This is a genomic window from Methanoculleus horonobensis, assembly GCF_001602375.1.
Lineage (GTDB): Archaea > Halobacteriota > Methanomicrobia > Methanomicrobiales > Methanoculleaceae > Methanoculleus > Methanoculleus horonobensis.
Window position 1 is genome coordinate 23,730 of sequence record NZ_BCNY01000013.1, and the last position, 14,775, is coordinate 38,504.

12 protein-coding genes are annotated in these 14,775 nt (G+C 61.9%); 11 read left to right on the forward strand and 1 reads right to left on the reverse strand.

What is annotated here, in order from left to right:
• Positions 1 to 107 precede the first annotated feature (107 nt).
• Together MCUHO_RS03215 and MCUHO_RS03220 are read left to right on the forward strand one after the other, a co-directional pair.
• A complete protein-coding gene (locus MCUHO_RS03215; RefSeq protein WP_067074433.1) occupies positions 108 to 1,340 on the forward strand; it encodes a glycosyltransferase in 1,233 nt (410 codons plus the stop codon).
• 740 nt (positions 1,341 to 2,080) lie between these two features.
• Positions 2,081 to 2,830 carry a coenzyme F420-0:L-glutamate ligase gene (locus tag MCUHO_RS03220; RefSeq protein ID WP_067073301.1) on the forward strand — a complete coding sequence of 250 codons (750 nt, stop codon included), beginning with the start codon at positions 2,081 to 2,083 and terminating at the stop codon, positions 2,828 to 2,830.
• Here the strand turns inward: MCUHO_RS03220 and MCUHO_RS03225 are convergent.
• On the reverse strand, positions 2,827 to 2,985 hold the full coding sequence (locus MCUHO_RS03225) for a preprotein translocase subunit Sec61beta (RefSeq protein ID WP_067073302.1): 159 nt from the start codon (positions 2,983 to 2,985) through the stop codon (positions 2,827 to 2,829). The two genes, MCUHO_RS03220 and MCUHO_RS03225, sit on opposite strands and share 4 nt — an antisense overlap.
• A 44-nt stretch (positions 2,986 to 3,029) precedes the next feature.
• Here MCUHO_RS03225 and MCUHO_RS03230 point away from each other — a divergent pair, with 44 nt between their 5' ends.
• From MCUHO_RS03230 to MCUHO_RS03270, 9 genes are all read left to right on the forward strand, one after another.
• Entirely contained in the window at positions 3,030 to 4,076 is a 1,047-nt protein-coding gene (locus MCUHO_RS03230; protein ID WP_067073303.1) for an amidohydrolase family protein, read from the forward strand.
• 36 nt (positions 4,077 to 4,112) lie between these two features.
• The gene (locus MCUHO_RS03235; RefSeq protein WP_067073304.1) at positions 4,113 to 4,541 is read left to right on the forward strand and encodes a universal stress protein; all 429 of its coding nucleotides are present in this window, start codon (positions 4,113 to 4,115) and stop codon (positions 4,539 to 4,541) included.
• Between the two features lie 14 nt (positions 4,542 to 4,555).
• Positions 4,556 to 5,416, forward strand: coding sequence for a CBS domain-containing protein (locus tag MCUHO_RS03240; RefSeq protein WP_067073306.1), 861 nt, complete (start codon positions 4,556 to 4,558; stop codon positions 5,414 to 5,416).
• Positions 5,417 to 5,561: 145 nt separating this feature from the next.
• On the forward strand, positions 5,562 to 6,206 hold the full coding sequence (gene psmB / locus MCUHO_RS03245; protein WP_067073309.1) for an archaeal proteasome endopeptidase complex subunit beta: 645 nt from the start codon (positions 5,562 to 5,564) through the stop codon (positions 6,204 to 6,206).
• A 20-nt stretch (positions 6,207 to 6,226) separates the two neighbouring features.
• The gene (locus MCUHO_RS03250) at positions 6,227 to 8,119 is read left to right on the forward strand and encodes a beta-CASP ribonuclease aCPSF1 (RefSeq protein WP_067073311.1); all 1,893 of its coding nucleotides are present in this window, start codon (positions 6,227 to 6,229) and stop codon (positions 8,117 to 8,119) included.
• A gap of 2 nt (positions 8,120 to 8,121) precedes the next feature.
• Entirely contained in the window at positions 8,122 to 9,189 is a 1,068-nt protein-coding gene (locus MCUHO_RS03255) for an MFS transporter (protein ID WP_067073314.1), read from the forward strand.
• Positions 9,190 to 9,227: 38 nt separating this feature from the next.
• Positions 9,228 to 10,658 carry an aldehyde dehydrogenase family protein gene (locus MCUHO_RS03260; protein ID WP_067073316.1) on the forward strand — a complete coding sequence of 477 codons (1,431 nt, stop codon included), beginning with the start codon at positions 9,228 to 9,230 and terminating at the stop codon, positions 10,656 to 10,658.
• 177 nt (positions 10,659 to 10,835) lie between these two features.
• Positions 10,836 to 11,666 (forward strand): fasciclin domain-containing protein, encoded by an 831-nt coding sequence (locus MCUHO_RS03265; RefSeq protein WP_067073319.1) that lies wholly within the window; start codon positions 10,836 to 10,838, stop codon positions 11,664 to 11,666.
• A gap of 488 nt (positions 11,667 to 12,154) precedes the next feature.
• On the forward strand, positions 12,155 to 14,755 hold the full coding sequence (locus tag MCUHO_RS03270; protein WP_161485876.1) for a fasciclin domain-containing protein: 2,601 nt from the start codon (positions 12,155 to 12,157) through the stop codon (positions 14,753 to 14,755).
• Positions 14,756 to 14,775 lie beyond the last annotated feature (20 nt).

Consider the following 14,775-nt stretch of genomic DNA (forward strand, 5'->3'; position numbering starts at 1 on the left):
CCCTCTGGCACCCGTCCCGCGATTCTGCAGGGCACGGTGCCGGGAGCGCCGGGCCCTCCCCGCCGTTACGCATAAGAACGATCGCGAGCATGGGGGGAGCGATCAGGATGAGCGCAATTCACACCATCGACGACTATGAGCGGTATATCGGCAAAGAGGCCGTGAATCGTATCAAGGCGAAGGCACGGCCGCTCCGTGACATGCACGTCATGCACATGAACTCCACCTACTACGGCGGAGGGGTCTCGCAGATCCTCGCGTCCCTGACCCTCCTGATGAACAGTCTCGGGATACAGACCGGGTGGCGCGTCATCCACGGCCCCCCGGACTTCTTCAGCGTGACGAAGAAGTTCCATAACGCGCTGCAGGGTGGCGAGATCAACATGACCGGCCGCAAGAAGGAGATCTACGAGAGCGTCGTTCACGAGAACGCCATACGAAACCACCTCGATCACGACGTGGTCATCATCCACGACCCGCAGCCGCTCCCGCTGATCACCCATTACCGGAAGAAGAGCCCCTGGATATGGCGCTGCCACCTCGACCTCACCGCACCGAACCGGAAGGTCTGGAACTACCTCGTCCCGTTCATCGAGAAATACGACGCCGTCATCCTCTCCTGCGGGGAGTACCGGCGGGATCTCGGAAGACCGCAGGTCTTCTTCACGCCCGGGATCGATCCCTTCTCCATCGTGAACAAGGACCTCTCCGAGAGCGCCATCGACGAACGCCTCGAGCATTACGGCATCCCGACCGATCTCCCCCTCGTCGTGCAGATCTCCCGGTTCGACCGCTGGAAGGATCCCGAAGGGGTCATCCGGGCGTTCCAGAAGGCCCGGAAGGAGGAGGAGTGCACCCTGGTTCTCGTCGGGAACGTCGCGACCGACGACCCGGAGGGCGCGGAGGTCTACCGGTCGCTCCTCGCCCACAGAAACGAGCGGATCATCGTCAAGAGCGTCCAGGACGGAGCGCTCGTGAACGCGCTTCAGCGCCGGGCCGCGGTCGTTCTCCAGAAGTCCATCCGGGAGGGGTTCGGGCTGACGGTATCGGAGGCGATGTGGAAGGGCGCGGCGGTGATCGGCGGGAACGTCGGCGGCATCCGCCAGCAGATAGAAGACGGGAAGAGCGGGTTCCTGGTCTCGGCCGTCGACGAGGCGGCGGATCGGATCGTCCGGCTGCTCCGCGACCCCGATCTCCGCGACCGTATGGGCAACGCAGCGCGTGAGCGGGTGCGGGAGCACTTCCTCTTCACCCGCACGGTCGAGCAGTACCTCGACCTGATCGGCTCGTTCGAGCCGGAGTTCCGGCTGAGAGAGGACGTGGGGTTGTCGTGCGGGTGAGCGGGGGGCGGTGGGGAGCGGGTCCGGGCTATTGGTGTCGCAGGATGTGGGATTGTCTGCGCACCTTCTGGTGCTCAAACTCATGCCTTATGGGCGGACATTCTTGTCTGATTGTCTGTCACTATGCACGGTTTTCGAGGGGACGTCGCCACGCACTGCCCGCCCCCCCGAAGGGGGCGGAACGACTTCCCCGCAGGGGAAGGAGTTTGAGCACCGTCAGGTGCGAATGAGGAGCGCGAAGCGCGGGCGGTGGGGGTTATGGGTATCTCATTATGGGGTAGAGACAGGGGAGGGGGGCGAGCCCCCCTCCCCGTCAGCCCCTCGCACCTAACGGTGCTCGTGCTCCTGCCCTTCAGCCAGTCGCACTCCCCCAATGGCGATATTCCCACGGTCCACTGCACCGAGCTTGTTCCTCATTTCGGCTGTTTAGTCTGTCGTACAGCAAAGACCTCAGGTCTTCTCACGCTCTGGTTCTTACGAACTACGAACTGTCACACATCAAAGGCCGTCGCCCTTCTCGAACTCCTGCCATCCCATCCTTCACAGCTCGCACCTTTGGTGCTCATGCTCCGTTCTTATCAGGACGTCACAACCCACACCCGCCGGCGCTCAAGTTCCGACCTCCCCCTCCCCCGCACCCACCCGGAACCGGAAATAATCCCCCCTATCCGCCAGAGCCTCTTGCGAGCAAACCCGAGCATTTTTCTGCAATCGGAGACGACCACTTATCCGTGAGTTCAATGGATATCCAGGTAATCGGTGTCCGGAATCTTCCCCTGATCCAGCGAGGAGACGATCTTCCCGCCCTGATCTGCGAACAGATCGCGTTCGAGGACGGGGACATCCTCACCGTCGCCTCGTCCGTCTACTCGAAAGCAAAGGGCTTCACCCGCGAACTCGCCGCCATCGTCCCCGGTGCGGACGCCGTGCGGATCGCGGCAAAGACAAAGGAGGACCCGCGCTTCGTCCAGGCGGTGCTGGACTCGTCCACCGACATCCTGCTCGAATACCCGTTCATCCTCTCTGAGGTGCCGTCCGGCCACATCGGTGTCCGGGCGGGCGTCGACCACAGCAACGTCGAAGACGGCCTGATCATCATCCTCCCGCCCGACCCCATGGACGCCGCCGCCGATCTCCGGGACGCCATCCGCCGCATCACCGGAAAAGACGTCCGGGTGATCGTCACCGACACCTGCGGCCGGGCGTTCCGGCGCGGCCAGACCGGCACCGCCATCGGGTGGGCGGGCATGACGGCCATAGACGACTACCGGGGAGACACCGACCTCTTCGGCCACGTCCTCGAGATCACCGAAGAAGCGGTCGTCGACGAGATTGCGGCCTTCGCAAACTTCGTCATGGGCGAGAGCCACCAGGGCGTGCCCGCGGTGGTCTTCCGGAACTGCCGGGCGTGGAACGGGCACGACAGCGTCTACTTCACGCCGAAGGAAGATATCATCAGGACTGCGCTGAAGGAGAACAAAAAGGATTAGAAGAGGGCATTGAGAACGAAGACTGCCACGCCGATCACGACGGTTATCACGACAACGGATATCGGGCTGATATGGATGGCCCGGTGATCGTCGCTGTCGTAGTAATTGACCAGGCCGGCAGAGGATACCAGTCTTCCGCCAGATTTCTTCGCCATACCAAAATATTCTCCTTTGCAATATATAAAACAGAGGATCAACTATGCGGGAAGTTTCACCTTACGTCGTCACCGGCCGTGCGCTCCTCGGCGCAGACCTCCGGGAAGAAGATGTCACCATCACCGTCTCGGAAGGGATCGTCACCTCGATAGAGGCCGCCTCCCGGACGCCCGAGAGGTGGATCGTGCCCGCCTTCTTCAACGCCCACACGCATCTCGGCGACACCGTCGCGATGGATCTCCCCGCCCGGGGCAGCCTCGCCGACCTCGTCAAACCCCCGGGCGGCTTGAAACACCGGATCCTTGCTGCGACCCCGCGGGCCGAACTCGTCCGGGGGATGCGCTCGAGCATCTCGGCGATGCTCGCGACCGGGACGACCGGGTTCGCCGACTTCCGCGAAGGCGGGATCGAGGGCGTCGCGGCGCTCCGCGAGGCGGCGGCCGGGCTCGACTGCCGCCCGGTCATCCTCGGCCGCGAAGGCGGGGAGGAGATGAGCGACGGCGCGGGCATCAGCAGCGTTCACGACGTGGCAAACGCCGAAGAGATCGTCAGGGAAGCGCGGGCGGGAGGGAAACTCGTCGCCTTCCACGCCGGGGAGAGGAAACCCGACGACATCGACGACGCGCTCGCGTTCGAGCCCGACCTGCTCGTCCACTGCACCCACGCGACGGATGCGCACCTCCGCCGGATCGTCGAGATGGAGATCCCCGTCGTCGTCTGCCCGAGATCGAACTGGCTGCTCGGGGTCGCGGCATCGGCGGCCCACCCGCCCATTGCACGCATCCTCGAACTCGGGGGCACGCTCTACCTCGGAACGGACAACGTGATGTTCGTTCAACCCGACATGCTCAGGGAGATGGCTTTTGCCGCGACCGTGTACCGCGCGCGCCCCGAAGAGATCCTTCGCGCCGCCGTCTCGGGAGCCCGGCTGGCGGGGGTGTCGGGGTACCTTGAGGAAGGGCAGAAAGCGAATTTCCTGGTCGTAAATCCGCTAAAAAACAACATTTCTTTCAGCAAGGATGTCACGGCAACTATCGTGAAACGGCTGGATTCTTCATCTATTTGCCAAACAGTTTTAACCCTGCAATAGAAATCAGATAAAAAGTATCTGTTCTGCGTGGTGTGTATGTTCCGTAAGATACTCGTTGCTATAGACGGCTCCGAACCGGCCAACCGGGCATTCGAGACAGCTCTCGGTGAGGCCGGCATCTGGAAAGCCGAAGTTCACGTTGTATATGTGGTCGAATCCGGGCTATTTTCTTCCCTTCCCATGGACAACACACTCGAGATCATCTACAGTGTTTTGCAGAAAGAGGGAGAGGGTGTTCTTGAAGCAGCTCGTAAGAAAGCGGAAGCGGCGGGAGTTACGCTCGTCACGCATCTCCGGCAGGGACACGCGGGATCCCAGATCATCTCTCTTGCCGAAGAACTGGGTGCCGATCTCATTCTTCTCGGCTCCTACGGTAAGAGCGGTGTCGACCGCCTTCTGCTCGGGAGCGTGACCGACTACGTGGTGCAAAATAGTCCCATCACGACAACGGTGGTGAGATCATAACCTCCCTGCAGCAGATGTTCGTCCGGGACTTCATGATAACCGACGTTGTCTGCGTCGAGATCCCCGGGAACCGGGACGATGTCCTGCGTATCCTGAAGCGCACGGGCATCAGCGGCGTCCCCGTCCTCAAAGACGGCGAGCTCGTCGGCATCATCACCCGTAAGGATCTCCTCCGGAAAGCGGAAGAGACCCAGCTCGGGCTCCTGATGACACCCGACCCGGTCGTCATCCGGCCGGACGCCCCCATCTCGGAGGCGGCCCAGTTGATGGTGCGCCACAACATCAGGAGGCTTCCCGTCATGGAAGACGGGACGATGGTCGGGCTGATCAGCGTGGCCGACCTTATCGGCGCCGTTGCCCAGCTCCGTATCACCCTCCCCATCAAGGAGAACTACGTCAGCAAGACCTACGCCCTCTGGGAGGAGACACCCCTCTCGCTCGTCGGGAGAGTCCTCGAGATCTCCGGCTACGACGCCATCCCCGTCCTTATGGAGGACGGCACGCTCACCGGGATCATATCGGAGCGGGATCTCATCCGGCACTCCCGCATCGAGGACGGTGTCGAGGTCAGTGACTTCTCGAATGGCACGGACGACGACGAATGGACGTGGGAGAGCATCCGGGATATGCACACCATCAGTTACGGCATCTCCAAGATCCAGCTCCTTCCGATTCCCGTGAAGAACGCGATGGTCAAGAACGTCCTTGCCGTCCCCCTGAACGCCGAGGTCGGCGAATGCGCACTGAAGATGCGGCGGGCCCGGGTCGACCAGCTCCCGGTGGTCAACGGGAACAAGCGGCTCGTCGCCATGCTCTTCGACCGTGAGTTGATCAAGGTACTGCTGCCAGACCAGCAGGCCGTGCGAAAGAATTAAGGGACAACATTCATATAATATACAGATGCCTATCCCTGCCGTGCAGTGACCCGGTACGGCGATAAATTTATGTTTTATGATATCGCTATACGCTTAACCGCTTTTGAGCGAGATAAGGCGTTTTAATGGTTTTAGGGGTGCTTCAATGCTTGATACTTCCCAGGAAATTATGAAAGGTACAACTACCGTAGGACTGATCTTCGACGGTGGCGTGGTTCTTGCAACGGAGATGCGAGCGACGATGGGGAACATGATCGCAAGCAAGCGTGCGAAGAAGATCTACCAGATCACGCCGAGAATCGGTCTGACCACCGCCGGCGGCGTCGGCGACGCGCAGCAGCTCGTTCGGATCCTGCAGGTCGAATGCAACCTCTTCGAGATGCGTCGCGGCAAGACGATGTCGGTCGGTGCCGCATCGACCCTGCTCTCGAACTACCTGAACCAGAACCGCTACTATCCCTACTACGTCCAGCTCCTGATGGGCGGGTTCGACGACGAGGGGCCGAGCGTCTACTCCGTCGACGCTATGGGCGGGGCGACCAAGGAAGAGGATATCGTTGCCACCGGCTCGGGATCACCGTTCGCCTACGGTGTGCTCGAGGATCAGTATCGGGCCGGCATGAAGGAAGACGAGGCAAAGGATCTCGCTGCCCGTGCCGTCCGATCGGCGATGCGCCGTGACTCCGCATCCGGCGAGGATATCATGGTGGTCGTGATCACGAAGGACAAATATGAAGAACACATCGAGAGCGGGTTGCAGAGGCCATCGGCAGCCCGCCCAACACCCTGATATTTTTTAGGACGATTTTAATGGTTATCGAAGAGAAACTCCAGGAGCTTAAGGAGCAGATCAATAAGATTGTTCCCGGCGGAATAACGATCTCGAACGTCGAGTTTGAAGGTCCCGAGCTCGTTATCTACACAGACGATCCGAAACTGTTTGCCGATCAGGCAGACCTGATAAAGATACTGGCACGCGATCTGAGGAAGCGGATCGTCGTGCGCCCGAACATTCTTGAAGATCCCGAACGGGCCGCCCAGGAGATCCGTGCGGTCGTTCCGGAGAACGCAGGGATCACCGACCTCTTCTTCGATCCCGAGACCGGCGAAGTCCTGATCGAGGCGGAGAAGCCCGGCGTTGTCATCGGCAAGAACGGGGTGACTCTCCGCGAGATCACGAAGCAGATCGGCTGGACGCCGAAGGTTGTCCGGACGCCTCCCATCGAGAGTTCGACGGTGAAGCAGATCCGCACCTACCTGCGATCGGTCAAAGACGAGCGCAAGGCGTTTCTGCGTACGATCGGCCGCCGTATCCACCGCGAGGTCACGAGCAAGGACCAGTGGCTGCGGGTCACGACGCTCGGGTGCTGCCGCGAGGTCGGCCGCGCCGCGTTCCTGATATCGACGCCGGAGAGCAAGATCCTGGTCGACTGCGGGGAAAAACCGGGCAACATCGCGAACGGGACGCCGTACCTCTACGTGCCCGAGATCTACCCCCTCGACTCGCTCGACGCGGTGGTGCTCACCCACGCGCATCTCGACCACTGCGCTCTCGTCCCGCTCCTCTACAAGTACGGCTACGAAGGCCCGGTCTACTCGACGGCGCCGACGAGGGATCTCTCGACGATGCTCCAGCTCGACTACCTGGACGTCGTCCGGAAGGAGACGGACAGGATCCCCTACACCTCGAACGAGGTGCGGACCTACATGAAGCACTCGATCACCCTCAACTACGGCAGCGTGACCGACATCGCACCCGACGTCAAACTCACCTTCCATAACGCGGGGCATATCCTCGGGTCGGCCATCGCTCACTTCCATATCGGCGAGGGGCTCTACAACATCGCGTTCACCGGCGACTTCAACTACCAGAAGTCACGGCTCTTCTCCCCGGCGGTCTCGTCCTTCCCGCGGCTCGAGGCGCTCTTCATGGAGAGCACCTACGGCGGGGCGAACGACTTCCAGCCCCAGAGGAAGGATGCGGAGGACAAGCTCTACGAGACGGTCTCGGCGACGATCAAGCGCGGCGGCAAGGTGATCATTCCCGCGTTCGCCGTCGGGCGGTCGCAGGAGGTCATGCTCGCCCTCGAGGAGGGTATCCGGCGGCAGAAGATTCCGCCGGTGAAGATCTACCTCGACGGCATGATCAAGGAGGCGACGGCGATCCACACGACCTACCCGGAGTACCTCAACAGCGATCTCCGGAACCAGATCTTCCGCGAAGGGCTGAACCCCTTCCTTGCCGAGGCGTTCGTCCAGGTGGACTCGCCGGCTATCCGGGAGAAGGTGATAACAGGGGATCCCTGCGTCATCGTCACGACGAGCGGTATGTTAAACGGCGGGCCGGTGATGGAGTACCTCAAGGCTCTCGGCCCGGACGAGAGGAACGCGCTCGTCTTCGTCGGTTACCAGGCGGACGGGACGCTCGGTCGGCGCATCCAGAAAGGGTGGCGCGAGATCCCGCTCGGCTGGCGCGAGACGATCGTGATCAACCTCGAGATCGCGACGAGCGACGGGTTCTCCGGTCACTCCGACCGCAAACAGCTGATGAACTACGTCGCCCACCTCCAGCCGCGCCCGGAGAAGATCTTCACCATCCACGGCGACGAGAACAAGACCATCGACCTTGCAAGCTCCATCTACAAGCGGCACCGCATCGAGACGCATTCCCCCATGAACCTTGAGACATACCGTATGATCTAGGGATGTTGCAAAAACTCCCCATTCTCCTCGGGGTATTCGTGGTGATGGCGCTCTCGAACGCCGTCGTCCCGGTGCTTCCCGATTTTGCCGAGGGGGCGGCACTGCAGGGCGTGGTCTACTCCGCATACTTTTTGGGCGCGTTTCTGACGGTGTTGCCGGCGGGGCTTGCAAGCGACCGGATCGGCAGCGTGCCCCTCATCCGCGCCGGGCTTCTCCTGACCCTAGCAAGCGGCATCCTTATCCTGCTCTTTCCATCAGGCCTGCCGCTCCTTGTCTTCCGGGTCGTCGAGGGGATCGGGGCCGGGCTCTTTCTCTCGGCGGCGCTCGCGTGGGCGAACTCCCAGACTCCGGCCGGGCAGCTCAGCGGCTACGTCATGGCGGCCTTGAACCTCGGTCTGGTCGTGGGACTTCTCGCGACGGGCTGGCTCGATGCTCTCTTCGACAGCCATCTTGCGGGGATCGCCCTCTTTACGGTGCTCGCGGCCCCGGCAGCTGCGATGAGTTTCGTCGTCCGGGAGAGCGAGCGCGTGGGTTTTGCAAAGGCGGATTTTGCCGGGATCGTGCGGAACTACTTCTGGCTCTTTGCCGCGGCGGTCGTTCTCGTGGGGATGACCGGGGCGGTGGCGGCCGTCTACCCCGAGTACACCGGGAACGACTCGTCGGTGCTCGCCCTGCAGCTGGCAACAATCAACATCGCGACCGTTATTGCCCTGCTCGTCACTCCCCGTCTCGCCCTCCGTCCTGCCCCGACCATCCGGGCCGCCTCGCTCCTGATGGCGGCGGCGGTTCTGGCGGGCTACTTCACGCCCTATGCCTTCCCCGCCATCGGGGCGCTCTCGGGCGTGTTCATCGTCGCGACTCTCGCCTTCCTCGCGGAGACGAAGATCGAGCAGGGCGTGATGACCGGGCTCTTCAACACCGCGTCCTACGCCGGGTTCACGTTCCTCTCCGCCATTACGGGGCTGGTGGCCGGATGGGTAGGGTTCCTGGCCGCATTCGTCCTGCTGGCCGGGATGGCGGTGGCAGTGGCTATCCCCATCGGCAGGTGCCGGTGCGAGTACCGCGGGTGACGGAGCGCATATTACCCCTCCCGTCCATAGGATCATCCATGAAGATGCTGATCGACGGCGAACGGCGCGATTCGGTCTCGGGGAGGATCTTTCCGGTGCACAACCCCGCGACGGGCGACGTGGTCGATGAAGCGCCGCTCGGCGGCGAGGATGATGTCCTGTCCGCCATCGAAGCCGCCGGAGGGGCGTTTCCCGACTGGGCCGCGAAGAGCCCGCGGGACAGGGCGAAGATCCTCTTCTTTGCGGCAGAAGAGGTCCGGCGCAGGAACACCGATCTTGCGGCGCTCCTGACCGCCGAACAGGGCAAACCCATCCGCGAGGCGGTCGACGAGATCAACGGGTTTGCAAACATCCTCGAGTACTACCACGGCATCTCGGCGGGGCTTCGGGGCGAGTTCGCGAACCTCAAGGGCTATGGCCGGGTTACGGTCATGAGACGGCCGCTCGGCATCTGCGGCGCGATCATCCCCTGGAACATGCCGGCGATCATCATGGGCTGGAAGATAGGCGCGGCTCTCGCGGCAGGGAACACGATGGTTCTGAAACCCGCCCGGACCGCGCCACTGACCTGCATGAGGCTCGCGGAGATCCTCGGGGAGGCGGGTCTCCCGCCGGGGGTCTTGAACGTCGTCACCGGGCCGGGGGAGACGGTCGGCAGGGAGATCGCGAGGAACCCGGCCGTTCGGAAGGTCTCGTTCACCGGGGAGGTCGGGACCGGGCGGCAGGTCGCCCTGGACGCCGCCCCCGCGATGAAGCGGCTGACGCTGGAACTCGGGGGGAGCGATCCGATGATCGTCGCGGGCGACGCCGATATCGGAGCGGCTGTCGAGGGGGTCATCCGGGGACGGTTCTACAACTGCGGCCAGGTCTGCACGGCGGTAAAAAGGCTCTACGTCTTTGACGCGATCGCGGACGAGTTCGTCCGGCGGCTGACGGCGAGGGTCGAGGGGATCGTGGTCGGGAACGGCATGAGCCGCGGTGTCGGGATGGGCCCGCTGAACAACCGGGCGGGCTTAAATCGGGTCGTCGACCTCGTCGATGCCGTCCGGGAGCGGGACGAGGGGGAGATCGTCGCCGGGGGGCAGGTGCCCGAAGGGGAAGAGTACGAACGCGGTCTCTTCTTCCTGCCGACGCTTATTACCGGTGTTCCGCACGACTCCGTCCTCTTCTCCGAGGAGGTCTTCGGCCCGGTGCTGCCGATCGCCGCCGTCTCCGATCTCGACGAGGCGATCGAACTCGCGAACAACTCCCGTTACGGGCTCGGGGCGTCGGTGTGGACCCGGAACGCGGACGCGATCGCCCGGGCGACGGAAGAACTCGAGGCGGGGATCGTCTGGGTCAACCAGCACCTGAAGATTCCGCCGGAGGTGCCGTTTGGGGGGACGAAGGCGAGCGGCATCGGCAGGGAGAACGGCAGCCGGGCGCTCGACGAGTATATGGAGGAGAAGGCCGTGCTGGTGCGGTTGTAGAACCCCGGATCGCCAGGAGATTCCGTTATCGTCCGGGTGGTCGGGGTTGGGATACCTGGTGTCCCGGAAAAATCTGTTTGAGATGCCCGTTTAGCCATCGGAATTCTTATCTTGAATATGGCAAGATTTATATAATTCGGTGCCTATCCTCACCCTCTCCCAAGGGGGGATGGTAGTATGAGACGATGGATAACGCTATGCGCGTGCATTCTTGCTCTTCTTGCGATGCCGTTTGCCGTAACGGCGGCGGTGATCGGGGACGAGAATGAAACGCCGACGCCCATGGGCGAGACCGGGCAGATGGATAACCAGACGGCGAACATGTCGATTGCCGCCTACATCAGCCAGGACGAGAACCTGACACGGCTGGCCGAAGCGGTCAACACCGCGGGGCTCTACGATACCCTGAATGGGGAGGGCCCGTACACGATCTTTGCCCCGAGCAACGAGGCGTTTAATGCTCTCGGGAACGACACTGTGAGCCAGCTCATGGCCGAGCCCGACAACCTGACGATGGTTCTCCAGTACCACGTTGTCGACGGGGAGTACACTGCGGAGAACATCACTGAGATGGCCGGGAACCAGACCGGAGAGCAGAATGAGACCGCCGGAAATGAGTCCGAAGGCGGGGTGCTCGACATCTTCAGCGGGCTTCTCGGCGGCGAAGAAGAGGAGGAGAACATGAGCACGCTCACGACGCTTGCCGGTGAGGACCTGAACGTCTCCGCCACCGACGGCGAGGTCATGGTCGAGAATGCCACCGTCACCATGACGGACATCTACGCGACGAACGGCGTGATTCACATCATCGACCAGGTGCTGGTGCCTCCGGGCGTGAACGTGACGGCGGCCGGGAACGAGACCGTGACCCCGGTAGGCGGGGCGACCCCGATAGGTGAGGCGACCCCGGTAGGTGAGGCGACCCCGATGGGTGAGGCGACCCCGGTGGGTGAGGCGACCCCGGCGATGACCGCGAACCAGAGCGGATTGGTTGGCGTCGTGCAGTGATGCAGGGCACGGCAGGGGCGGCAGGTGCCGCCGGCCTGTCCCCGGAACTCTCCGGGCGGCCGTCGGGTTTCGTCCGGGCTGCATAACACCTCTTCTTTTTTTACCCGCAAGGAGATCCTGCGGAGACTGCCGGGTTGTCTCTCCCGACCGAGCGGTATGCCGGACCCTGGAGCGCCCAGAACGCGAATCGGAACTCTTCCCGATAATTGTCTTCTTCTCCTCCCGGTGATTGGGTGATGCCGTCATGTGACCGATATGTGAGGGGAATTGCCTCAATACAGGGGGTTATTTTTCCAGAATGGCGGTTGAGAGGTATTATAGTAATATTTTTATATTACCGGGCTCATTCCCCCTGCTCGTAAGGGGGGATATGTATGAGACGACCTGTATTGTTCGGTTTATGCATCGTCCTTCTCCTATCAATCCCTGCTGCAAGTGTAGCAGTCTCGATTGGAGGAGGGCCTGTTGAACTGAACCCTGATGAGATTGTGAACATCACACCACTAAACAGCACCGAGACGTACGAGGTGCCGCAGGCCACCGTGCTTGGAGCACTTGACGTCGCCTCGATTCTTGGAGCATTCGATTACCAGGTTATAGAAGACCTGCCTCCAGAGGAGGGAAATCTCAGTATTCTATCGATCGCAGATATCGAGAACGAGTTGATAAACGAGACTCCACATAACTGGACTTACTGGGTGAACGATGAGCAGGGTACGACAGGGGCCGCGGTGACGAACGTCTCCGACGGCGACAACCTGACCTTCTCCTTTGGCTCGCCGTCGCACACCCTGGAGAACGCCACGTATACCCTGACGGTGAACGTGACCGTTCCTGGGGCGGTTGTGACACCCGAGCCGACGGTAAACGTGACTCCCGAGCCGACGGTGAACGTGACTCCTGAGCCGACGGTAAACGTGACTCCTGAGCCGACCGTGAACGTGACTCCCGAGCCGACGGTAAACGTGACTCCTGAACCGACGGTAAACGTGACTCCTGAGCCGACGGTAAACGTGACACCCGAGCCGACGGTAAACGTGACTCCCGAGCCGACGGTAAACGTGACGCCTGAACCGACGGTAAACGTGACTCCCGAGCCGACGGTAAACGTGACGCCTGAACCGACGGTAAACGTGACGCCTGAGCCGACACCTCCGGCGAACGTGACGCCGTCCGTCAACGTCTCCGATCAGCCAATCGAGAACGATTCCGTGATGGTTGACAACGCCACGATCAACCAGACGGGCTGGGCGGACATCCACGCCGACCTGAACGGAACGCCGGGACCGATCATCGGCTACACCCAGATCGACGAAGGCGTGAATGAGAACGTCTCGGTGGAGATCGAGGTCGAGAACGCCACGCCGGTGCTCTACGCCATGCTGCATATCGATGCGGGTGAGCAGGGCGTCCATGAGTTCCCGGGCCCTGACGTGCCGATCCTGGTGAACGGAAGCCCCGTCCAGCAGGCATTCAACGTGACCGGGGGGCTGCCCGAAGAGAATGTGACTCCCGAGCCGACGGTGAACGTGACTCCCGAGCCGACGGTAAACGTGACTCCCGAGCCGACGGTAAACGTGACTCCCGAGCCGACGGTAAACGTGACTCCTGAGCCGACCGTGAACGTGACTCCTGAACCGACCGTGAACGTGACTCCCGAGCCGACCGTGAACGTCACTCCTGAACCGACCGTGAACGTGACTCCCGAGCCGACGGTGAACGTGACTCCCGAGCCGACCGTGAACGTCACTCCCGAGCCGACCGTGAACGTGACTCCTGAACCGACCGTGAACGTGACTCCTGAACCGACCGTGAACGTGACTCCGACACCGGCGCCCGAAGCGAACATCACCGAACTGATCATCACGGAACTTACGGGCGAGGAGAACCTGACGACGTTCGTTGGAGCCGTAAACAACTCCACTATCGGCGAAGAGCTCGATGAAAACGCGAGTTACGCGATATGCGCTCCGACCAACGAGGCATTCGCCGGGCTGGGCAACCAGACGCTCTCGGTGATCATGGGCGATGAGATGCTCCTGAACAGATTCCTCGGCTACCACGTCATCCAGAGCGATTACACGGTTGAAGAACTCGTGCAGCTCTGCGAGGCCTCGGAGAACGGGCAGATCTCCCTGCCGACCGCTGAAGGATCGGAGGTTAATGTCTCGCTCGCCGAAGATGGGCGGTTGACCATCAACAACATCATTGTCATAACCCAGATCCAGATCACGAACAAGATCGTGATCTACGTGATCGGGACTGTCCTGGTTCCACCGGACACCCCGATCCCAACCCCTACACCGACAGTGACTCCCGAGCCGACGGTGAACGTGACTCCTGAACCGACGGTGAACGTGACTCCCGAACCGACGGTGAACGTGACTCCCGAGCCGACGGTGAACGTGACTCCTGAACCGACGGTGAACGTGACTCCCGAACCGACGGTGAACGTGACTCCTGAACCGACGGTGAACGTGACTCCTGAACCGACGGTGAACGTGACTCCCGAACCGACGGTGAACGTGACTCCTGAACCGACGGTGAACGTGACTCCGACACCGACCCCGCCAATGCAGGGCGAGACCACGGATCTCCAGCTCTATGAAGGCTGGAACTTCGTCTCTATCCCGAGACCTCTCTCTGTGGGCAATGACACAGCAGCGGCGGTCTTTGCGGACGTCGACACCGGCGGACGGTCGTTCTACACCTACACCCCGGCTGGCGGCTTCGCGCCCCTGGGCGAGAATGAGACCCTGAGGGTCCTTGAGGGCTACTGGGTCTACTCGACCGAGGAGACCACCGTGGAGTTGATGCTCAGCACCGACCCGGTGAGGGCACCCGCACTGAAGACGCTCAGCCCGGGCTGGAACGCCATCGGCTACTCCGACCTGACTGAACGCAGTGCGGATGAGGCGCTCACCTCGGTGGAAGACATCTGGGTCTACGTCGTCGGTTACGACGCGGAGAGCCAGAGTTACCGGCCGGCGTTCGTCAACAACCAGACCGATGATCAGGAACTCTTCCCGACCGAAGGTTACTGGGTGTTCGTGCGCGAAGATGGCAGACTTGCTGCCATCAGCGCCTGACCTTTTTTTGTGGCCTCCGG